The organism is Streptomyces viridiviolaceus, assembly GCF_014650995.1.
GTDB classification, from domain to species: domain Bacteria; phylum Actinomycetota; class Actinomycetes; order Streptomycetales; family Streptomycetaceae; genus Streptomyces; species Streptomyces viridiviolaceus.
In genome coordinates this window covers 230119-250782 of record NZ_BMWA01000013.1, presented here as the reverse complement: position 1 = coordinate 250782, position 20664 = coordinate 230119, and the positions used below count along the sequence as shown (strand labels likewise).

The 20664-nt window shown below is 72.3% G+C and carries 21 protein-coding genes and 2 pseudogenes; 12 read left to right on the top strand and 11 right to left on the bottom strand.

Annotated elements, in window-relative coordinates:
* The first annotated feature begins 561 nt into the window (after window positions 1–561).
* Both IE260_RS21070 and IE260_RS21065 read left to right on the top strand, forming a co-directional pair.
* Entirely contained in the window at window positions 562–765 is a 204-nt protein-coding gene (locus tag IE260_RS21070; RefSeq protein WP_189874116.1) for a hypothetical protein, read from the top strand.
* 1178 nt (window positions 766–1943) lie between these two features.
* Window positions 1944–2099, top strand: a complete 156-nt coding sequence (locus tag IE260_RS21065; RefSeq protein WP_189874114.1) for a hypothetical protein — start codon at window positions 1944–1946, stop codon at window positions 2097–2099.
* Between the two features lie 117 nt (window positions 2100–2216).
* Here IE260_RS21065 and IE260_RS21060 read toward each other — a convergent pair whose 3' ends face one another.
* Window positions 2217–2963: a hypothetical protein gene (locus IE260_RS21060; RefSeq protein WP_189874112.1), complete on the bottom strand. Its 747-nt coding sequence runs from the start codon at window positions 2961–2963 to the stop codon at window positions 2217–2219.
* A 26-nt stretch (window positions 2964–2989) separates the two neighbouring features.
* Window positions 2990–3592 (bottom strand): RNA polymerase sigma factor, encoded by a 603-nt coding sequence (locus IE260_RS21055; protein ID WP_373303371.1) that lies wholly within the window; start codon window positions 3590–3592, stop codon window positions 2990–2992.
* Window positions 3593–4197: 605 nt separating this feature from the next.
* Between IE260_RS21055 and IE260_RS21050 the strand changes: the two genes are divergently transcribed.
* Complete coding sequence (locus IE260_RS21050) at window positions 4198–5112, top strand: YceI family protein (protein WP_189874109.1); 915 nt, start codon at window positions 4198–4200, stop codon at window positions 5110–5112.
* A gap of 228 nt (window positions 5113–5340) precedes the next feature.
* Window positions 5341–5973, top strand: a complete 633-nt coding sequence (locus tag IE260_RS21045; protein WP_189874107.1) for a YceI family protein — start codon at window positions 5341–5343, stop codon at window positions 5971–5973.
* Window positions 5974–6599: 626 nt separating this feature from the next.
* Here the strand turns inward: IE260_RS21045 and IE260_RS21040 are convergent.
* Window positions 6600–6896, bottom strand: a pseudogene (locus IE260_RS21040) (Gfo/Idh/MocA family oxidoreductase); the annotation flags it as partial.
* Between the two features lie 180 nt (window positions 6897–7076).
* Here IE260_RS21040 and IE260_RS21035 point away from each other — a divergent pair.
* Window positions 7077–7262 carry a hypothetical protein gene (locus tag IE260_RS21035; RefSeq protein ID WP_189874105.1) on the top strand — a complete coding sequence of 62 codons (186 nt, stop codon included), beginning with the start codon at window positions 7077–7079 and terminating at the stop codon, window positions 7260–7262.
* 56 nt (window positions 7263–7318) lie between these two features.
* Complete coding sequence (locus IE260_RS21030) at window positions 7319–8143, top strand: DMT family transporter (RefSeq protein WP_189874103.1); 825 nt, start codon at window positions 7319–7321, stop codon at window positions 8141–8143.
* Window positions 8144–8170: 27 nt separating this feature from the next.
* On the opposite strand, the gene IE260_RS21025 is transcribed toward IE260_RS21030, so the two are convergent.
* Entirely contained in the window at window positions 8171–9550 is a 1380-nt protein-coding gene (locus tag IE260_RS21025; RefSeq protein ID WP_189874101.1) for a S1 family peptidase, read from the bottom strand.
* 96 nt (window positions 9551–9646) lie between these two features.
* Entirely contained in the window at window positions 9647–10699 is a 1053-nt protein-coding gene (locus IE260_RS21020) for a hypothetical protein (protein WP_229880968.1), read from the bottom strand.
* 25 nt (window positions 10700–10724) lie between these two features.
* On the opposite strand from IE260_RS21020, the gene IE260_RS21015 reads away from it, so the two are divergent.
* Both IE260_RS21015 and IE260_RS21010 read left to right on the top strand, forming a co-directional pair.
* On the top strand, window positions 10725–11927 hold the full coding sequence (locus IE260_RS21015) for a MalY/PatB family protein (RefSeq protein WP_189874099.1): 1203 nt from the start codon (window positions 10725–10727) through the stop codon (window positions 11925–11927).
* A gap of 11 nt (window positions 11928–11938) precedes the next feature.
* Window positions 11939–12328, top strand: a complete 390-nt coding sequence (locus tag IE260_RS21010; protein WP_189874098.1) for a PPOX class F420-dependent oxidoreductase — start codon at window positions 11939–11941, stop codon at window positions 12326–12328.
* 27 nt (window positions 12329–12355) lie between these two features.
* On the opposite strand, the gene IE260_RS21005 is transcribed toward IE260_RS21010, so the two are convergent.
* Together IE260_RS21005 and IE260_RS21000 are read right to left on the bottom strand one after the other, a co-directional pair.
* Window positions 12356–12769, bottom strand: coding sequence for a Zn-ribbon domain-containing OB-fold protein (locus IE260_RS21005; RefSeq protein WP_189874097.1), 414 nt, complete (start codon window positions 12767–12769; stop codon window positions 12356–12358).
* Between the two features lie 192 nt (window positions 12770–12961).
* Window positions 12962–13472 (bottom strand): annotated as a pseudogene (locus IE260_RS21000) (acyl-CoA-like ligand-binding transcription factor); the annotation flags it as partial.
* A gap of 144 nt (window positions 13473–13616) precedes the next feature.
* Between IE260_RS21000 and IE260_RS20995 the strand changes: the two are divergent.
* Together IE260_RS20995 and IE260_RS20990 are read left to right on the top strand one after the other, a co-directional pair.
* Window positions 13617–14453 (top strand): ATP-grasp domain-containing protein, encoded by an 837-nt coding sequence (locus IE260_RS20995; protein WP_189874096.1) that lies wholly within the window; start codon window positions 13617–13619, stop codon window positions 14451–14453.
* Window positions 14454–14472: 19 nt separating this feature from the next.
* The gene (locus IE260_RS20990) at window positions 14473–14961 is read left to right on the top strand and encodes a flavin reductase family protein (RefSeq protein ID WP_189874094.1); all 489 of its coding nucleotides are present in this window, start codon (window positions 14473–14475) and stop codon (window positions 14959–14961) included.
* Here IE260_RS20990 and IE260_RS20985 read toward each other — a convergent pair.
* The 4 genes from IE260_RS20985 to IE260_RS20970 all read right to left on the bottom strand — a co-directional run bounded on the left by IE260_RS20985 (window position 14946) and on the right by IE260_RS20970 (window position 19673).
* On the bottom strand, window positions 14946–17378 hold the full coding sequence (locus tag IE260_RS20985; protein ID WP_189874092.1) for a SpoIIE family protein phosphatase: 2433 nt from the start codon (window positions 17376–17378) through the stop codon (window positions 14946–14948). The genes IE260_RS20990 and IE260_RS20985 overlap by 16 nt on opposite strands.
* A gap of 61 nt (window positions 17379–17439) precedes the next feature.
* Window positions 17440–18006, bottom strand: a complete 567-nt coding sequence (locus tag IE260_RS20980) for an antibiotic biosynthesis monooxygenase (protein WP_189874090.1) — start codon at window positions 18004–18006, stop codon at window positions 17440–17442.
* 61 nt (window positions 18007–18067) lie between these two features.
* A complete protein-coding gene (locus tag IE260_RS20975) occupies window positions 18068–18451 on the bottom strand; it encodes a hypothetical protein (protein WP_189874088.1) in 384 nt (127 codons plus the stop codon).
* Between the two features lie 304 nt (window positions 18452–18755).
* Complete coding sequence (locus tag IE260_RS20970; RefSeq protein WP_189874086.1) at window positions 18756–19673, bottom strand: MurR/RpiR family transcriptional regulator; 918 nt, start codon at window positions 19671–19673, stop codon at window positions 18756–18758.
* A gap of 161 nt (window positions 19674–19834) precedes the next feature.
* Here IE260_RS20970 and IE260_RS20965 point away from each other — a divergent pair, with 161 nt between their 5' ends.
* Entirely contained in the window at window positions 19835–19996 is a 162-nt protein-coding gene (locus IE260_RS20965) for a hypothetical protein (protein WP_189874084.1), read from the top strand.
* A gap of 53 nt (window positions 19997–20049) precedes the next feature.
* A complete protein-coding gene (locus IE260_RS20960) occupies window positions 20050–20451 on the top strand; it encodes a DUF3662 domain-containing protein (protein ID WP_189874082.1) in 402 nt (133 codons plus the stop codon).
* Window positions 20452–20664 lie beyond the last annotated feature (213 nt).

Genomic DNA, 20664 nt, shown 5'->3' with positions numbered 1-20664 from the left:
AGGCCGTCATCCGGCGATCGCCGCGGTTGATACCCAAGAGGGACTTTGCGGACGCTGTGCGGGTGCTGCTGCGGCGGGCCTGCCCCTGCACGTCCGCCCCGCCGCCCCGGGCCGGCGGAATGAGCCCCGGCCCCGACTCCGTCGGCCTGGAGGTGCGCGGCGCGTCCGCATGCCTGCTCTGTCGGGCAGTGCCGGAAGATCCGGGAAACTTGCACAGCGTTCACCGGCAGGTCATGCGGAACCTGAATGTCCATCACACCTGTCTCGCCTCATGGGGCTTTGACAGGTGAATGTCCGGATCGGAAATCAGGTGACAACTGTTCGCGTGTGCCGCGGAACGAAGGATCAGTGAAGGGGTTGGCGCATTTTGCGGCCCGGCCATCACATTGGTGAAGTCGGCCATCGCAATGCATCTCGCATTGGAGCTGGGACGACTGGTCGCCCCATCGCCGGTGTGGTTTGATCATGCCTGCGGCGTAATTCGCCGAGAATGGGACCCGGTTTCGGGGCCGGGCGAACTCCGCCATTTGTCACATGCTTATTCGAAGGGAAACGCGCCTCATGAACTACACCCCGCAGGTCGAAACTGCTGAGATCTCCGACGCCGACCTGGACGCCGTCTCCGGCGGTCTCGCGGCCGGCGTGTCCGGCGGTGCCTTCCTCCACTCCGCGGCCGGTGACGTCTGCGTCGACATGTTTGCCGCCACTTTCGCCGAGGGTGTCGCAGCGGGCGCGGGCGCGGGCGCCCACGCCGCCGCCCACTGACGAAGCATGTGCCGCGGGCTCCGGATCGCCTGATCCGGGGCCCGTTGCGGTTACGGCAAAGGCGTGACGAAGGGCTCTGAAGCGTAGGGAAGGGATTCTGACGAGGCCCGGCACCGCGTTCAGCGGATCCGCAGGCGTCGAAAGCCGTGAGGTGACGCCGCTGTGGTTGCCGCCGGTCAGCAGGACCGCGGACGGAGTGCCGTGGCCGGTCATCGGGGCCGCCAGGATGGGAACCTCGCGCAGAGGCCGGCCGACGCCGCGCCGCGAGCGGCCGCCTACAGGGCGCTGATCGGGAGATCTGGCGAATGCCATGAATGGATCGCGTGGATGCATTTCAGGATCCCGACGAGAACACCAAGACCTGCGAGTCCATGAACGTCACCCTCCGCAGGTCGAGGATGAATCGATGCGGGCTCGGCTCAACGCAGTTGATGACGTACTCGCGGATGCGCGGTCCGCCCAACGGGCAATCCATGGGTGGGAGGTTGCCGTCCATTCCTGGCGCGTGCCCGTTCTGCATATGCCGTAACAGCTGGCCATGGCTTCGCCCACCTGCGAACGAATGGCCAAGGCTTCACTCTTGCGGAGGAACGACGCAGCCGCGCCACAGCGATACGTTCCCTGCCTCAGCTCACACGCTCTCCGTAGAGCTGAGACTCCCGGTCCCCGCCTCCCATCCCCTCACCGGGAGACGGGGACCGCCTGACCGGTACTGCTGGTAGAAGAGCGGCCCCCGTAGGCGCTTCACGCGCAGCACCACAGGGAGCCAGACCTCGGGGGACGAAGATGCGTGCGTGGTGCGCGGCGGAGCCGTGACGACACCAAGTGCTCGTCTTCATGAGGTGTTGGGTTTGTGACCATCGTCCGCCGCCGGTGACGCACCCGGGGCCCGGTGCGCTGCAAGGAGTGACCCGATCATGAGGGTCGAGGCGCCCGCTCTCATGGGGAGGTATGTGGGCGCCGACCGCAGGAGCGGGCTGGTTCCCCCGTGCCGGCTCGCTCCTGCGCGCATACGGAAGCCCGGGCGTCCCACGTGGCAGTGGCGCCCGGGCTGCCGTCGCCGGCAGGGCCGACCGGGAGGTTGCTTTCCTGGCTCATGCTGTGGCCGCAGCGTTCGCCGGGTTGGATGTGTCGGCACGGCGCGTAGAACGCCTTCTTGTTGGCGAGGGGAGGTCTGGGTGGCGCAGATGTCGATCGCCATGCAGCAGGACGTGTATGTCGTGGATGGCATGTTCGGTCTGGTTGATGAAGCCTGTGTGGGCGAAGGACTGCCGGACCGCCTACCAGGAAGCGATTGGGTCTATGAAAGTTCCGGCGATGGTGGCAGGACCTAGCTGTTGCCCTGAAGCGCGCTGACCGGGGCGAGCGGGGCTCTGCGCCACGACAGTACTGGTCCTCGCTGTCGTGGGAGTCCCTTGAGAGCCGGGTTCCGAAGTGGGCGCCTGACACCGTCAGTTGCGGTCGGCGGGGCCCTTCGAGGGCTTGGCCCTCGCAGTCGGCTTGCCGTGGCCTTTCCTCGTCTTGTCCCTCTGTGTCGGCGAGGGCGTGGACTCGTCTGCTGAGCCGGTCAGACGGTGGCAGTAGGCCGCCACCTGTTGCTCAGTGCCCGCGGCCTGGACGAGGCGCTGCCATGCGGTGGCGTCCAGGGCGTGGCCTCGGTTCTTGATGCGCTCGTAGGCGCGGCAGTGGGCCTTGAGGCTCTTTGGCGTTCCGGGGGGCTGTGCGGCGGTCTTCGGCGTTCCGGGTAGCTGTTCGGCCGCGGTTGGTGTCGCGGTGGGCTCGGAGGCAGGGGAGCTCCGCCGGCTCGGCGGGTGTGACGGTGGCTGGTGCGTGCTGTGGCTGGTGCCGGGCACGGCCGTGTCCTGCGGCGGTGTGTCCACCTCACGGATGGAGGCGAAGGCGATACCGCCCAGCAACGCGCTCGTCACGAGGGCGGCCGCTCCGCCGCGTACCCAGCGTTGCCTGGGGGTCTTGGGACGCCAGTCGTCACTGCGCCGGGTGCGCGGGGATCGGCCGTCCAGGATGCGGGCGTCGCGGAACGCGGTGACGGCGGCCTGCTCCGCGGTGTCGTCCAGGGATTGCTGCCGCAGCGCCGCGGCGATCAGCTCGGCCGTTCTCTCCAGGCCGGCCGAGGCGTCGGCGTTCTCCGGCGTGCTGGGACGCGGGGCGTCTTCGTACCTGCGGACTTTGCCGCTCAACGCTTCCTCTCCGTTTCGGTCGGCCTTCATCTCGGTTCGCCCAGCGACCGCGCGACAGCGTGTGGCACTTCTTCGGACCCGAGCAGACGCGCCAGGCTTCCCATCCCGCGGCGGGTCAGCACCCGTACGACAGGACGGGGGCGCCTCATCACCCGGGCGACCGCGCGCTCGTCCAGGAGTATGGCGTGGCGGAGCAGGACCGCCTCGGCCTGCGGACGTGGCAGACGGGCGAGAACGGCCCGAGCCGACTCGGCCGACAGCATCACTCGGGCCGGAGCGGATGTGGCGGCCACCTCCGGCAAGTCGCCTTCTGCCGAGCGGACCGATGCGTCACGGCGCCGGAGATGCTGGAGCGCGTGGCGCCGGGTGATGCTCGCCGTCCACCCGCGCAATCCCTGCCCGTCGCCGCGGAACCGTGGCAGGTCGCGGGCGATCTCCCGCCAGGCGGCGGCGGCGATGTCCTCGGCGCCCTCACCCACGATCCCGTGCAGGTAGCCGAGGAGACCCGGCTGGAGGAGCCGGTGCAGAGCGGCGAACGCGGTCTCGTCGCCGCACTGAGCCTGCGTCAAGGCCGTGTTCAGCTCTGGATCGTTGGCTGGCACGCGTGGTGCGTGCCTTCGTGGTCCCAACGTCCGTCCCCCCCAGTGGCCGACCAATGCGCGGGAGCGTACGACACGCCGCGCCGGCTTCCCAAACCGCGGGAGGCCCCCAGCGACGTGCAGGGGCAGACCCGCCGCGGGGCAACGTGCACGCCCCTGCCCCACGGTGGCCCGCTACCTCCCCAGGAGAGCGGGTGCCGTTTCTGCTTCCGGCGGGCCTACGGCCGCCCCGACACCCGCTGATGGCCGCGATCGGCCGCGCCGAGCCTTGAACGATCTCCTGGGCGGGGGCGCTGCCTGCCCTCCTGTGTCAGGACCGTGGTGAAACCGCAGACCGCTTGTGAACATCGCGGTCCCTACAGTGCCCTTCACCACAGCATTGCTGCAAACCAGCGAGGTCAAGGTGCGACGATATGGCCCGTCGATGTGCTGATTTGTGACCCCACATCCACCGGCGAGGGGGGTGGGCAGCTCCGACACCGGGGCGAGTCACCCGCCCGTGGACGACTTTATGATCGTCCACGAACTCCTGACCCTGCGTCCGTCCTCCTGGCGCCGAAAGTTCTTGGCGACCGCGAACGCAGCCCGTTGAGCAGACCGTGCGTCGGTGACGCACGTGAAGAAAGGTGAGCTCCATGGCCCTCGGCCTGCTGCGACGCCGGCGTTCCCGCAGCGCCTCCGGTGCCGGACCGAGCATCTCGGTCCCCCTGCCGCCCGATGCCGGCGGGTTCGGCTTCGAGGTCGTCGATCCCCTCGGCCAGCCCATGGGCGGAGCCGAGGTCACCGTGACCGCGCTGGACAGCCACCGGGTGGCGACCCGTGGCACCACGGACCCCCACGGCTACTTCATAGCGACGCTGCCACCGGGCTCCTACAGCGTGATGACCATGGCCGAGGGCCTGTCACCCTCCCGCGAGAACCTCGACATCGCCGCCGGGGTGGCTCTGCCGCCGGTGCGCATCGCACTCCAGCCCGCCCGTCAGCTGGAACTTCCGACAGCCGGAACCTGGCTGTTCGACCCTCCGCACACCGCGATCCGGTTCATCGCCAAGCACGTGGGCATGGCCCATGTCCACGGACGGTTCACCCGCTTCCAGGGCGGCATCCGCGTCGCACCGAACATGGCCGACTCGCACGTCTCGGTGCGCATCGACGCCTCCAGCATCACCACGGGCAACAACACCCGCGACGACCACCTGCGTTCCGCCGACTTCCTGGACGTCGAACGTTACCCGTACATCGACTTCACCAGCACCCGGTTCGCCCACCGCGGCGGCTCCAAGTGGACCCTGCACGGCACGCTCACCATGCACGGCACCAGCCGCTCCATCGGCCTCGACACGACCTACCTCGGGACGGTCAACGGAGGCTACGACCAGGAACTGCGCTGCGCGGCTCTCGCAAAGGCGGAACTCCACCGGGAGGACTACACCCTCAACTGGCGCTCCATGCTGGCCCGCGGCATCGCCGTCGTCGGTCCCACCGTCCAACTGGAGCTGGACGTACAGGCGATGTACCGCACCCACGACACGCCCACGCCCCCGGAGTAGGCCCTCACAAGGAGACGCCTGACGTGGGCTGCGGTCCGCCAGGCGCCTTCCGGTCGTTCGAGGGGTGCTGATCGGGGCCGATCCGGCAGTGCACCCCCACATCAAGTTGATCTTGTGTAGCTTTACAGCCGACCGCATGGAACCCAGACGAGGGCACCCATCTCGCTGGGTAGTGCCCGGCGACGCCGTGACAGCACGGAGCGATCAGATGGGAAAGGGCTCACGAGCATGGGTATCTTCAGCCGTCGCCAGACCGCCGTCATCGAGCCGACCCCGGCCGTTGGCACCTCCCTCGCGGAGGCCGCGCTCGACCCGGCGCTGCGAGCGCTGACCGGGCGATGGACCATCGACCGCCCGCACAGCCGCATCGGATTCTCCGTGCGGCACGCCATGGTCACGACGGTGCGGGGAGCTTTCACCGACTACGACAGCACGCTCTACTTCGACGGAGCGCGGCCCTCCGAGTCGCGGGCCGAGCTCGTCATCCGGGTCGCCAGCGTCGACACGGGCGTGGAGCAACGGGACGCGCACCTTGTCGGCCGTGACTTCTTCGACGCGCGCCGCTACCCGGAGATGGTGTTCCGCAGCACCTCCACCGTCCACGAGGGCGGGGAGACTTTCCGCATGACGGGAGATCTGACCATCCGCGACGTCACCCGGCCCGTCGACCTGCAACTCGACTACCTCGGCTCGGTCATGGATCCGTTCGGCTACGAGCGAGCCGGCTTCGACGGCACCACCACCATCGACCGCACCGAGTGGGGCCTGGTCTACAACCAGCGCCTCGAGGCCGGCGGCGCCATGGTGAGCGAAAAGGTCCGACTCCAGTTCGACATCTCCGCGGTCCGGTCGACGTCATAGGCGGCGTTGTCTGCCGGTCGGCCCGTCGCCGGCTCGCACGACGGGGTGCGCGTAGCCGCAGCGCCATGCTGCGGTTCGCGCGGAAGCCGCTGGCGGGGTTGTCGGAGAGGAAGCGGGTCGCTCTGCGGGATGTGCGCCCAGCCGGGCGTGCTCCTCGGCCGGCCCCGCTTTCCTCGGCCGACGCCGACGCCGACGCCGACGCCGACGCCGACGCCGACTCCGTCGGCCGGCGGGGCAACTTCCCCCCGCCCGGGCGTCAGACGGTCATGCGCTCATCGACGAGTCACACCGGCTGCGACGCCGCGGCCCGCTCGCGGAGACCTCCCGCTCCCGGCGCGCTGTTCGTCGTCCTGACCCTCGCGTACCTCGCGACCGTCGTCATGGTCGCCGTTACGGGTCGGCCCATGCAGTGGATGGCCCCGCTCTCGGCGCCCTGCCCCTCATACCCGGCGTCCTCATGGTCGGTGTGCGCGACCTGCGGGACCGGGAGACGCTGCGGCCGTAGCCGGCATCGGCGACGATCATCGGTACGGCCAAGGCCCTGCTCGGCCGGCCGGTCCAGCAGGCCCAGTGGCAGACGCGTCTTGGACACATGCCCGACCTCTTCGGGCACCCCCGCCCGTCGGCGCCATGGGGGCCACCGCCGAGTGCACGTGCCTGCCCGCGCTCAGGCCCTGGAGCACCAGCGGCCCGTGGGGCCGGCGCTGCGTGAGGACGGCGACGGCGTCGACCGCCTTCGACTCCGGCATCGCCTCGTGATCCGGGAACGTCCCGTCGAGACCTTCGGCCGTGGCGAGCCGCTCGGCACGTTCCGGGATCAGGTCGGTGACGTACACGCCGCTCACGCCGGGATGGGCCCGGAACGGCCTGGCGAACCGGTCGGAGAACTGGTCGGCACCGATGATGCCGAGGGAGAACGTCATGACGTCCATCACGTGACGGAAGTGTGAGCCATCACACCGACGTCCGCGGGCGCGCGGCCCGTACCGAGGTGAACTCTTCGGCGGATCTTGGCAGATGGGGCGGTGGACGTGATCAGTAACACGGTCCTATATGTCCGATTGGCTGGCGATTACTCACATCGTCTTCACGGCCGGCGCCGTATGCTTCACAGCATGTCCACCACTGTTGAACCCTCCTCCGAGCGATCGGCTGACGAGGTCAACGAGGAGATCCGGGCCCTGTGGCTCCGGTCGGGCGGGACACTGAGCGTCGAGCAGCGCGAGGAGTACCAGCGGCTCGTCCTGGAGTGGGCCGCCGCGGCCCCGCAGTCGGCGAAGGCGGCCTGACCGGCGGCTGAGCCACCTCGGCGCATCGGAGTCCCGGCCCGGGGCACCCCCACCGGATGGGTGCTCTCCTCGCACTGGCCTCCGCCGTCTGTTACGGCGTCGTCGACTTCGCCGGCGGCCTGCTGTCCCGGCGCGTCCACTTCGCCGCCGTCACCTTTCTCGGCCAGCTCGGCGGGCTCGTGCTCGGCCTCGGGGCCGCCCTCCTCGTGACCGCCGACGCCGTGCGCCCGGCCGACCTGCTGTGGGGTGCCCTGTCCGGCGCGGGCAGCGGCACCGCCATGCACTTCCTCAACCGGGGGCTGAGCCGCGGCGCGATGAGCGTGGTGGTGCCGGTGAGCGCCGTCACCGGGGTCGCGCTGTCCGTGGTGTGCGGCGTGCTCGTCCTCGGAGACCGTCCGCACGCCGTCGCCTGGCTGGGAATCCTCGTCACCGTCCCCGCGCTCTGGCTGGTCTCCGGCGGCGGTACCGGCCCCGGGCCCGCCGTGGCGGACGGGCTCCTCGCCAGCGCCGGCGTCGCCGTCCAGTACCTCGCCCTCGGGCAGGCCGGCCCCGGCAGCGGGCTGTGGCCCGTGGCCGCCGGCCGGGTCGCCGCCGTACTCCTGCTGCTCCCGGGCGCCGTACGGCACGCCGGGCGGCTGCGGCTGCCCCCGGGCCGGTGCGCCGAGGCCCTGGTGATCGGCGCGGGCGCCGCCCTCGGCCTGATCCTGTACCTCCTCGCCGCCCAGCGGCAACTGCTGTCGGTCGCCGTGGTGCTCGCCTCCCTCTACCCCGCGCTTCCCGTGGTCCTCGGCCTGGCGCTCCTGCACGAGCGGATCACCCGGCGCCAGGCGGTGGGCCTGATCGGCGCGGCGGCGGCCACCGTACTGCTGACACTGGGGTGAGGGGACTCACGTGTCCCACGCCGGTGATCAGCCCCACGTCGCCGAGTAGTACCGGCGGTAGGCGTTGCGGTCCTGTTCCGCGCGGATCCAGCGGGTGGCCACGAGCGCGATCAGGCTGCCCGCGACGACCAGCAGACCGGGCCCGACGTTCCGCCGGTCCGTGAGACGGGACAGCAGCGTCGAGCCGTCGACACCCGTCACCGGCGCCGACGCCCCCGGCGAGGCCGTACCCGGCGCGTCGCCGCCGCCACCGGCCGCCGACGGCGAAGGCGCGGGCTCCGACCCCCTTCCGGCCCCGGTTCCGGCCTCGGGGGACGCGATCAGCCGGACGCCGAGCGACGCCAGCGCCTCCGTCACCGGCTGGAAGAACGTCGTGCCGCCCTCGGAGCAGTCGCCGCTGCCGCCCGAGGTCACGCCCAGCGCGACGCCCTCGGAGAACATCGGCCCCCCACTGTCCCCCGGCTCCGCACACACGTCCGTCTCGATCAGTCCGGTGACCGTGCCCTCCGGATAGTTCACCGTCGCGCCCAGCGCCGTCACCCGGCCGTCGCGCAGCCCGGTCGTGCTGCCGCTGCGGAACACCCGCTGCCCGACGGACGGATCGCCCGCACCGGTGATCCGCACCCCCTTGCCACCGCCGACCGCCACCACGTCGGCGCCGTCCCCCGCCTTGCCGCTCGCGTACTCCACCAGGGAGAAGTCGTCACCGGGAAAGCTCCCGGCGACCGTGCTCCCGACCTCCCGGTCGCCCTGCCCGTCGCCGAACCAGACCGACCCCGTGGGACCGCAGTGACCGGCGGTGAGGATGAAGTCCTTCCGCCCGTCGGTCACGTTGAAGCCCGCCGAGCACCGGCCCGCCGTCGACAGGATCGGCTGCGCCCCGTTGACCCGCGTCGTGAACGTGCCCTCGGTGCGCTCCATGCGGACGAAGCCGCCGATGTCCTCCGCGACCCCGGTCAGCCAGGCCCAGTCGGCCCCGGAGACGGTGCTGTCTCCCCGTACCACCACTTCGTTGGACCGGTAGTCGAGGGCCCAGGCCGTCCCGGTCACCCGCGGCGCCGCACGCAGCGCCGACGTCGCCGACCTCAGCTCCCGCATGCTGTGCCGCACCACCTTGGCCTCGGCGCCCGCGCGCCGCACCTGGTCGGCCGCGTCCTCGTCGGTGACCGCGACGACCGGCCGTCCGTCGGAGCCGACCCAGTGACCCGCCGTACGGGAGTCGCCGAGCCGTGACACGAGGCCGGCGCCGGTGCCGGAGGCCGACTGCGCCACCGTGCGCGGAACAGCGGACGCGTCCGGGGGTTCGCTCGCCACGGCCCGGGTGACCATCGTCCCCCCGAGGAGGAGTCCGCCGACGGCCGCCAGCCGTGCCACTCGCCGGACGATGCGTCGTCGTGCGTGCCTCATGCCTGCGCTCCCGAACCAGAACACGCGGCGTCACCGCCGCGGGGCCCTCCGGACGTCGAGCGCCCTCCCTCCATACGGGGCCCGGAACGGCCGTGTTCACCCGGCCGGCGATCCCGTGCGCCGCGCGGTCGCCGCGGTGCCCGCGCCGGTGCTCCCGGTGAGCAGGGCCCAACTGCGCTCGTCGCCCCAGACGGAGGCCGGCGCGACATAGGGGCGCAGCAGCCCGGTGAGTACGGCGTCACCGCGCCCGCCCAGCTCGTCGGAGGCGATCCTGCGGGCGATCCCGGCCAGGAAGTCGGCGAGCTGCACCCGCGGGTCGAGCCGGGACTCCACCAGCCGCAGCCCGTCGAGCGCGGCACCGCGCGAGCGGGCCGTCTCCTCGATCCAGGCGATGCGGGCCGGCGTCAGCATGTTCTGCCGGTCGTGCACCAGACGCACCGGCCGCCCGCCGTCACTCCAGAGCACCGCAGTACTGACGATGGCCGGCAGCAGCGGGTTGAGGACCGGAACCAGCGGCGGACCCTCCAGCAGCCGGGCCCGGTAGGCGTCCGCGCGTGGCCGGGCGGCCGCGAGCCGCCCCAGCGTCGCCGCCGCCCGTGTCCCGGGATGCGCGCGGCGCAGCGCCTCGATGGTGCCGAGGAAGACGTCCACGGGGGCCGCCGGCTCCCCGGGGCCGGTGCCGTCGCTCCTGGCCCGCAGCAGCCGGTTGGCCGCCGCGAGGAACCCCCGCCAGTCCTCGTCACCGAAGGTACGCCGCCCCTCCCGGGACAGGGCAAGGGCCTCGGCCGGGTCACCGAGCAGCAGGCCGGCCACCCGGTCCACCACGAAGAACGCCTTCTCCACGAGGTGCACGCGGGCGTGCCCGTGGATCGGCCCCGACGGGGCGAGCAGCCATTCCAGGACCGCCCGGTGCTTCTCGCGCAGCAGGTGGCCCGCCTTGTACTCCTCGGCCGGCGAGCGGATCCGGTCGCGGATCTCCCGCAGGGACGCGGCGGCGGACACCACGGGCAGCCGCACCCCGGCGTGCGCGAACACATCGGTGTTGCCGCCGGTGAGGTTCTCGCCGTCCGACCCCGACTCGTCGCACGCGACCTCCCAGAACGCCCCCTCCGCCGCGTCCGACACCCCGTCGTCCCGTTTCCCGGTCACACCACGGCCCCCTATCTTGTGGCCCATGACCAGGATCCCGCAGGAACCGCCCGGTGAACCGAACCCCCTGCGCGCGCTCACCCTCGACCGTCTGCGCCGTCGTACGAGCATGAAGTGGCGTACCTACCCCGAGGACGTGCTGCCGCTGTGGGTGGCGGAGATGGACGTGCCGCTCGCCGAACCGGTGGTGCGCGCCGTCACCGACGCCCTCGAACTCGGCGACACCGGCTACCCCGCCGGCCACGCCTACGCCGAGGCGCTGGCCGCGTTCGCGGGCAAACGGTGGGGCTGGGACGGTCCCGCCGTGGAACGCACCGCCATCGTGCCCGACGTGATGCTCGGCGTCGTCGAGATGGTCAAGCTGGTCACCGGGCCCGGCGACCCCGTGATCGTGAACCCTCCGGTGTACCCGCCGTTCTACCAGTTCCTGACGCACATGGACCGGCGGGTGGTCGAGGCACCGCTCGGCGCCGACCTGCGCATCGACCTGGACGTCCTGGAGGCCGCCTTCCGGCAGGCCACCGCCGGCCGCGGACGGGCCGCGTACCTGATCTGCAGCCCGCACAACCCGACCGGCACCGTGCACACCGCCGACGAGCTGGCCGCCGTGGCCGGCCTCGCCGAGCGGTACGGCGTCCGGGTCGTCGCCGACGAGATCCACGCGCCGGTCGTCGCCGGCGGCGTACGCTTCGTGCCGTACCTGAGCGTGCCCGGCGCCGAGCGCGGCCTCGCGCTGATGTCCGCTTCCAAGGGCTGGAACCTGGCCGGACTCAAGGCGGCGCTCGCCCTCGCCGGACCCGGTGCCGCCGCCGACCTGGCCCGGATGCCCGAGGAGGTCGGGCACGGGCCGAGCCATGTCGGCGTCATCGCCCACACCGCCGCCCTGCGCGACGGCACGGCCTGGCTCGACGCCCTGCTCGCCGGGCTCGACGACAACCGGCGGCTGCTCACCGAACTGCTGGCCGAGCACCTGCCGGGCGTCGTCCACCACGCCGGGGAGGCGACCTACCTCGCCTGGCTCGACTGCCGTGCGCTCGGGCTCGGCGACGACCCGGCCAAGACGTTCCTGAGCAGCGGCCGGGTGGCCCTCAGCTCCGGAATCCCGTTCGGCACCGGCGGGGCGGGGCACGTACGACTCAACCTGGCGACCTCACCCGAGGTGATCGAGGAGGGGGTGCGGCGCATGGCTGCGACACTGTCCCGACCGGCGGTGAAACCAAGGCCTTAGACTGCCCGGTCATGGACGACGACGCTTCCCTCGCCCGGCTCGGCGCCGGCAAGTATCTGCTGGTCACCAGCTACCGGAAGAACGGCACCCCGGTCGCCACCCCGGTGTGGGTCGTGCGGGACGGGGACTCGCTGGGCGTCTGGACGGCCACCGACAGCTGGAAGGTCAAGCGGATCAGGAACCGCTCGGACGTCCTGGTCGGCCCGTGCGACCTGCGCGGCAACCCGACCGGTGAGCAGATCCCCGCCACCGCCGGGATCGCCGACCCGGCCACCACCGACCGCTACCGCCGGCTGATCGCCCGCAAGTACGGCATCACCGGCCGCCTCACCCTGCTCGGCAGCCGACTGCGCCGGGGGCTGGACGGCACCGTGGGCATCAGGATCACGCTCACGCCGTGAGCAGGCCCACCCGGAACTGACCGGCCCTCAGGTCCAGGCCCGGTACGGCTCGTCCACCAACTGGAAGACCGGCTCGCCCCGTACCGGGTCCTTGGCCGTGGACAGCCGCACCCGGTCCCCGCTGTGGATGCCGATGGGCGGGCCCATCACCCGGCCGCGCAGGACGAAGCCCTCGGCCATCTCTATCAGGGAGACGTTGCGTGCGGCCGGGGTGTTGCGATGCACCACCGTGGAGTGGCGTACCGTCCCCGTGCCCTCGCTGCGCTCCGTCCGCAGGTCGCTGCCACGGCAGACCGGACACAGCAGCCGGTGGTACATGGCGGTGCCGCACCAGGTGCAGCGCTGGAAGAGGATGGCCTCGGTGTCCGGGGCTCCGGGATCGAGCAGACCCGTCGCGGCGCCGGCTTCCTGCTGAGCGACGCTTCCTGAGTGGTGGTACACGCTGGTCAACTCCCTGCACTCGGCCGGAATCCCGCGCGCGGGGTCGACCCGGCACGCGTGTGCCCGGTTGCCGTGCCACCGTGCACGACCGACAGAGTATGGCACTGAGTGCCACTCGTAAAGGTACTCCGTACCGATCTTTCTGGACTCCGTACCGCTTCATGCTTCTTGGACCCGGAAGCCGGGCGTCGGTCAGTGGCGTCCCAGGGCGGTCTCGAGCTCCTGGACGACCCGCCGCAGCGGCGCTCCGCGCCGGGAGACGACCACCACGACGTCCTCGCCGCCCGGGCCGCGGGGCACAGCGGGGGCACCCCCGAAGGCGGACTGCGCGTACCCCGGCGCGTGGTCCACCGTCGCGCTCGCGTCGCCCCGCCCGTCCGAACGCAGCCAGCCCGCAGCGCGTTGTTGTGCGCCGCGACGACCGCGGCCGCGATGACGTCGGCCCGCAGAACGCCGTCCGGGTGGTCGGCCAGGCGCTCGCGCAGGTACTCGGCCGGGGCGCGCCGGTAGCGCCGGACCGCCGACAACTCGTACGCGGCCAGGCCCGGAACCTGTCGGGTGAGGCGTTAACGCTGTACCGAGAAGGCGGGGTTCTCGGAGTCCAGGGTCAGGACCAGACGGGCCGCGTCGCAGACCCGGCACCCCGAAAGGCTGTCATGTCGGCGAGGCACCGCTCGTGGTCGGGGAAGACCGCCCCGCGGCGGGGCGCCGCACCGTTGGAGCTCATGGTCGGGAACGTGGCAGCCGAACGGCCCGGATGGCACTCAGTGCAGTTCGAGGATGCTGAGTGCCCGCGGCGCTCGGAGGTCGCATACGATCGCGTGCGATCTGCATTGAGGAGTCCCGCATGCCGTCCGAGCGCCCCCGCATCCTCTACGTCACCGACCTCGCCTACCCGGCACGCGGGCGGCGCTACTGCGACGAGGACATCTTCCTGACCTCGCGTCTGCGCGAGGACTTCGACCTGGCGCTGTGCCACCCGGCGGAAGCCGCCGGCCTGCTGGACGCCTTCGACGCCGTGGTCGTCCGCAACAGTGGCCCCGTCCTGGCCCATCGGGCCGCGTACAACGCTTTCCGCGAGCGCGCGGCCGAGTGCGGCGCACGTGTCTACAACCAGCTCACGGGCAGGGCGGACATGGCCGGCAAGCAGTACCTGCTGGAGCTGACCGCCGCGGGTCACCCGGTCATCCCCACCGTCGACCGGCCGGAGGACCTGCACCGGCTGCCCGCGGCGGACCAGTACGTCGTCAAGCCGAAGCTGGGTGCCGACTCGATAGGGCTGCGGATCGTCCCCGCGGACCGCGTGCGCGAGACGGCGAGCGCCGGGGCCGGGGACGTCCTCGTGCAGCCGCGCATCGACTTCGCCTACGAGGTCTCGTTCTACTTCGTCGACCACGACTTCCAGTACGCCCTGTACGCGCCGGACCCCGACCGGCGCTGGCAGCTGGAGCCCTACGACGCCACCGACGAGGACCTGGCGTTCGCCCGTCGGTTCATCGAGTGGAACGGCATCGACCACGGCATCCAGCGGGTCGACGCCTGCCGCGCTCCCGGCGGTGAGCTGCTCCTGGTCGAGCTGGAGGACCTCAACCCGTACCTGTCGCTGGACGCCCTCGACGAGACGGTCAGGGACGCCTTCGTCACCGCGGTGCGCGGGTCCCTGCGGCGGTTCCTGGCGGCCTGATCCGTCCCCTCCGCCTAGCATGGCGGACATGGACGCCTTCCTCGGCCGACTCGACCCGGACATGTGCGTGGTGACGGCCGCGGCCGGCGGGGAGCGGGCGGGCTGCCTGGTCGGGTTCGCCTCCCAGTGCTCCCTCGAACCCGTGCGGTTCGTCGTGTGGCTGTCCGAGGTCAACCGGACCTACCGGGTGGCACGTTCCGCGCAGGTCCTGGCCGTTCATCTGCTGACCCGTCAACAGCGGCCTCTGGCCGAGCTGTTCGGCGGCGAGACAGGCGACCGGGTCGACAAGTTCCGGCAGGTCCGCTGGCGGGAGGGACACGGCGGAGCCCCCGTGCTGGAGGACGCCGAGGCCTGGTTCGTCGGCCAGGTGGTGCGGCACGCCGACGGGGGCGACCATGTCGGGTTCGTCCTCGATCCGGTCGAGTGGGGCGAACGGGAGCCGTCCGGCGGCCCGCTGCTCAGGCTCCACGACGCCCGCACCATCCACGCCGGTCACCCGGTGGACTGACCCGGGCCGCCGGACGTTCCCCGGCCCCTGTCGTCCGGCACCTGGATGTCGAGGACGCACACGTCGTCCCGCCGGTCCCCGACCAGCATCGAAGCGAGGAGCAGGTCCAGGGAGGCGGGTTCGCCGGCGTGGTGGGCGGCGTACTCCGCGAGACGCTCCAGACCGAGGTCGATGTTCTCGGGGGGCCTTTCGACCAGCCCGTCGGTGTACAGGATGAGGCGGTCGCCCGGCTCCAGCAGGCACTCGGCCTCCTCGAAGGCCGGGGTGGTGCTCGCGCCCAGCAGCATGCCGCCCGGCCGGTCCAGGAAGCGGGCCTCGCCGTCGCGCAGCAGCAACGGCGGCAGATGACCCGCCTGGGCCCACAGCAGCCGGCGCCGGCCGGGGTCGTAGCGGGCCAGGACCATGCTCGCGGTGCCGTGGGAGTCCCGGGAGTGGAGCAGCAGCGTGTTGAGCCGGACGAGCGCCCCGGTCAGCGAGGAGCCGGTGATGATCATGCCCTTGGCGGTGAAGCGGAGCTGGGCCATGGTGGCGACGGCGTCCACGCCGTGACCGGCGACGTCGCCGACCACGAACAGGGCGTCGCCGCCCGGCAGTTCGATGGCGCTGAACCAGTCGCCGCCGACCTGGAGCCCCGACTGCGCGGGCAGGTAGGCGACTTCGACGCGCAGCCCGGCCGGCCGCACGGGTCGCTCGGGCAGCGGCAGCAGCGCGTGCTGGAGCCGGGCGGCCAGCGTCTGCTCGGCCAGCAGGACGTCGTGCTGCGTCAGCATCGCCCGCTCGCTCGCGACCAGCGCCAGTTCCACCCGGCGCCGCGCGGTCAGGTCCTGTACGAAGCCGTGCACCTCGACGGGCGTGCCGTGGGCATCCGCCGCGACCTCGGCGACGATCCGCAGATGCCGGACACCGGCCGGGGTCCTGGTGCGGAACGGGACGTCGCACGGCCGCCCCTCGTCCACCAGGGCCCGCACGGCGCGGGCCAGCGCGGGCGCGTCGTCGGGCAGCGCTATGCCGGGCAGGCCGGTGAGGCGGACCGGGCCCCGCGCGGGATCCCGGCCGAAGATGGCGTAGACCTGGGCGGACCAGTTGGCCTCGTGGCTGAGCAGGTTCCAGTTCGCCCAGCCGAGGTTGCCCAGTCGCTGCAGATCCGCCAACCGCTGCTGCTGCCGGTCGGAGGAGTCGTGGCGGATCCAGGTCAGCATCAGTTGGCCGTCCAGCGCCGTCACCCGTGCCGAGTACGCGGGCGGCTCCGGGCCGGCCCCCGCCGCTTGGTGGCCGCACGGCTCGCCCTCGTACGGCTCCCCGGTGACCAGCGTCCGCAGGCACCCCTGCCACAGCGGCTCGCCCGCCGTCGCCGGGCGCCACTGGAGGAGCCGCCGGCCGACCGGGTCGGCGCCGGTGCCTCCGAAGACCTCGGCGGCCTGCGCCGTGGCGGCGTCGATCAGGAAGTCCCGGACCTCCCCGGAGGGGGCGCGCAGGGGGGTGAGCAGCAACGCGGGGACCGGCAGCGCGTCGAACACCCGCTGGACGGCGCCGGCGGCACCGCTCGCGACGGGCTCGGCCGAGCGGTCGAACGCCCGCAGGCGACCGGCGCACAGCCGGGCGACGGCCCGCAGGTACTCGCGAGCGTCGGCCGTGAACGGTTCGCCGTGGCGGCGCACCACCCCGAGGCACACGTCGGTCGGATCCCCGGGCGGCACGGGCAGCCAGGCCCCGGACCGCCGTCCCCCGGGCCGGTCACCGGGCGGCTCCACGTCCGCCGGCCACTGCGGTTCCCCGTCCCGCAGGGCGTCCAGCACCGCCGTACCGCTCGGCCGCGGTACCCGGAGCCACTCGGTGGCCGGCCCGTCGTCGACGCCGGCGTGTCCGGTCAGCACGAGTTCGCCCGACGGCTGACGGGCGTAGATCACGACCGTGTCGGCGGCGATGTCCGGCGTGAGCTGATCCAGCAGGCACCGGGCGAGTTCCTGCGGCGAGCCGATGCGGAGCAGCGCCCGGGCGAGGCGGGCCAGAGCGGAGGAGACGTCGCCCGACGTGGGCGGCGGTACGGCGGGGCCGCGGCCGCCGGAGCCGGTGACGCCGGGAGGCGCGGTCCCGGCGGAGCCCGACCCGTCCCTGGAGGCGGGCAGCGACGGGAGCAGCGTTCCGAGCGTGATCCAGCACTCCTCCAGCAGCGTGCGCCGCGCCGCCTTCGCCCGCTGCGTCAGCGTCTCGTGCGCGGCCTCGGCGGAGCCCCCGGCCAGCGCCATCACGGCGCCCTTGGCCCGCTCCACGACGGCGGACGTCGCGGCCAGGTCGCGCAGCCGGTCCATCTCGGCACGCTGCCGGGCGACGATCTCGGCCAGCGCGGCCGGGTCGGGCGCCGTGCCGGAACCCGCCGGCGTGGCGTGTTCGCTCGTCACGCGATGAGCATCGCACATGGAGCCGCGTTCGTTGACCGGCTTTCGGCACTGGATTTCCGGCCCCCGCACGGCACGGCGCTCAGCCGTCGGGCGGCCGGTACAGCCACAGCCGCAGCAACCGGCTCAGCAGGGGCATGACCAGGTAGGTCAGGACCGGCAGCAGCACCACCGGGAACACGGCGGCCCGCAACGCCAGCGGCCAGTCGGTCGTCCGGGGCGTCACCAGCCACTGGATGAGGAAAGTGCAGGGATACGCGCCGAGAAAGGTGGTGAGCACCATCTTCCACCGTGGCGGGGCCCGCACGGTGGTGCCGGGCAGGCTGAACCAGGTCTCCATCCCGGTCGTCGACTGCCGTTCGCTGCTGATCTCCGTGGCCACGCCCTCGATGAGCGCGTGCCACCGGGCGCGATCCGGGGAGTCCAGCCAGGCGGCGAGCCGGTGCGGGTCGGACCAGCGCAGCACGGCGTGGTAGCGGTGGCCCTCCTCGGGGTGCAGCCAGGAGACGCCCTCGTTCCCGGGGAACCGCGCGGCGCAGCGGGTGATCCCGTGCGTCCACTCCTCGAACCGCCGCTCCTGGCCGGGGCGCACCTCCCAGGTGAGGACGGTGGTCACCGGCTCGCCGCGGGGCGCTTCCGTCGTGCTCATCCACCCTGTGTGCCACGCGGGGGACCGGTCATGCCCCGGACGGCCGGCCGGTCCCGGTGCGTCAGCGTCCGGCCGTGGTGCGCTCCACCAGCGCCTCGGTGACCGCGCGCACGCTGCGGGCGATGTGCTGCAACTGCAGGACCTCCGCGGCGTACAGCTTGATCGTGTGCTCGATGACCGATTCGGGCAGGCCGAGCCGGGGCAGGTCGGCCCGTGCGGTCTGCAGGGCGGTGCGGGCCACCCGTATCTCGTGCTGGACCTGGATCTGTGCGTGACGGGCGAGGAGCACGGGGTGCCGGATCAGCGCCGGATAGCCCGCGTAGCGGGCCGGCACCAGCTCGCGCAGCCACTTGGCCGCCGAGCGCTCCCAGTCGTAGCTGCCGGGGGTCTTGACCTGGCACGGCCAGTCCGGGCTGATGCGCGTGGACGTCAGAGGCATGATCATCGCTTCCGGTGTGCGGCGTCGTCGGGGTGGTGCGACGGGTGGGGAGGCGGTCCCGGCCCAGGGGATGACCGGGACCGCCACGGGCGCTCGCGCAGGCGATGCCCGACGGAACATCCCGGGCGCGCCGGAGCGGGTAGGAGTCGGCGGACCGGGGTGTTCGCGCAGGTGCGGATGCGGTCCGGTACGGCCGGGTCGCGATCCGTGAGCAGTATTTATATATGCCATCTGCTTTGCAAGGCGTATGAAAACATTCATGCCTGCTTTGACGGGGAAGGACCCCGTCTGCACCGGCCGATCGCGCGGCTCAGTCCCTGAGGAAGAACTGGTGCTGGTCCGCGAGCTGCTCGTACTCCTCCAGCCGGGCCTGCGTCCGCTCCGGGTCGGCGTCGGTCATCGCCTGCAGCAGCGCGGAGCACATCACGCCCGCCGCCGCGTAGGAGTCGAAGACCAGCCGCGACCCGGTTCCGGTGGCGAAGGTGACGTCGGCCTCGTCCACCACCGGCCCCAGCGCCAGATCCGTGATCAGCGCGACCTTCAGCCCCGCGCCGCGCGCCACCCGCACCGCCGTGAGCGTCTCCTGGGCGTGCCGGGGCATCGAGAACGCCAGCACCCAGGTGCCCCCCGCCTCACGGGACTGCAGCAGGGCGTCGTAGGCGACGCTGCCGCCCCGGCTGACGAGACGCACGTCGGGGTGGATGCGACGGGCGGCGTAGGCGAAGTACTCGGCGAGCGAGACGGAGATGCGCAGCCCGAGGACGGTCAGCGGCGTCGACGCGGCCAGCTTGCGGCCGACGTCGATCACCCGGTCCGGGTCGGCGAAGTCGCGCCGCAGGTTCTCCAGGTTCTCGATCTCGGCGTCCACGGCCGCCTGCAGTTCGTTGCCGCGCGTCTCCTCGGCAGGGGCGCCGGCCCGGCTGCCGAGCGCGATCGACTGCAGCCGCTCCCGCAGCGCGGGGTAGCCGCTGAAGCCGACCGCCGAGGCGAACCGCGTCACCGACGGCTGGCTCACGCCGACGCGCTCGGCGAGGTCGGTGATGGACAGGAACGCCGCTTCGGTGAGGTGCTCGATCAGGTACTGGGCGATGCGCCGCTGCCCCGGGGAGAGGCGGGGCCGGTCGAACAGCGTCCGGAGCTGGGCCGTAGGGGAGACCTCCGCCTCCGGGGCCGTCCGTCCCGAGGTGATCGCTGATGCCTGCGCGCGTGCCTGCTGCGGCGATGGCACGGGTGCGCCTCCTTTGTCTCCCACGGAGGTTCAACATAGCTCACCGACCCGGCTCACCAGGGCCGTCGCCGACCGCCCCCAGGGGGAGGGATAGCCGCGCGCTCTCCGGGAACCCGCCGCATCGGAAGATCCCGACACGACGGAACGAGGGAGCCGCGGTCATGACCGTCCCGGAAGAGAACCGGCCCAAGACCGACACCACCGACGACGTCCTCGACCAGCGCGAGGAGAGCGCGTCGCGCCCGCAGGGCGCCACCGGCCGCACGATGCGCGAGGCCCTGGAGGAGGCCCGGGTGCGCCCCGACGACTACGAGGAGAAATGACCGCGCCGTCCCACGGCATCCGCCCCCGAGAAGACTCCGGCAGGTGACACCGCATGGGCGCCATCAGCGCTCTGGAGAAGGCACTGGAAAACCGATGGGAAGCACTCTGGGCGAGGGCGTTCGACAAGGAGCCCGTCGAACTGCTCGACGCCCTGTGCACCGAATGCGACAGCAACGCCGTGGTCTGCGCCGAAGGCCGGGTCATGGTCCCCAACGCCTACGACGTCGCGCTCGCCGAGACCGTCCACGACGAACTGGCACGCCGCGGCGGCCGGGTGGGCCAGACCCTCACCGACAGCCTGGTCCGGCACGCCGAGCGGCGCGGCTACGAGTGGGCGGGCCCGCTGGCGGTCCACATCACCAGGTCCTCCGACGTGCCCAACGGCCGCTACCGCGTCGCCAGCGGCGTGATGCAGCACGTGAGCGCCGAGGGGTTCCCGCAGGCCAGCGGATGACCGGGCGCCGCGCGGGTGCGGGAAGCCTCTGACCACCGTCGCCAGGCGAAGGCACCGCGGGTGCCCGGCCGAGGCGTGCCGGTCGCCCGGGTCCCTCCTGCGCCCGGAGTCATGGGCTGGAGCGCCGTCGCGGCTATCACGAGGTCGGCGCGGGTCCCTGGTCGGGCGAGCGGATGACCGGGCGCCGCGTGGGTGCCGGAAGGCTCCGGACCA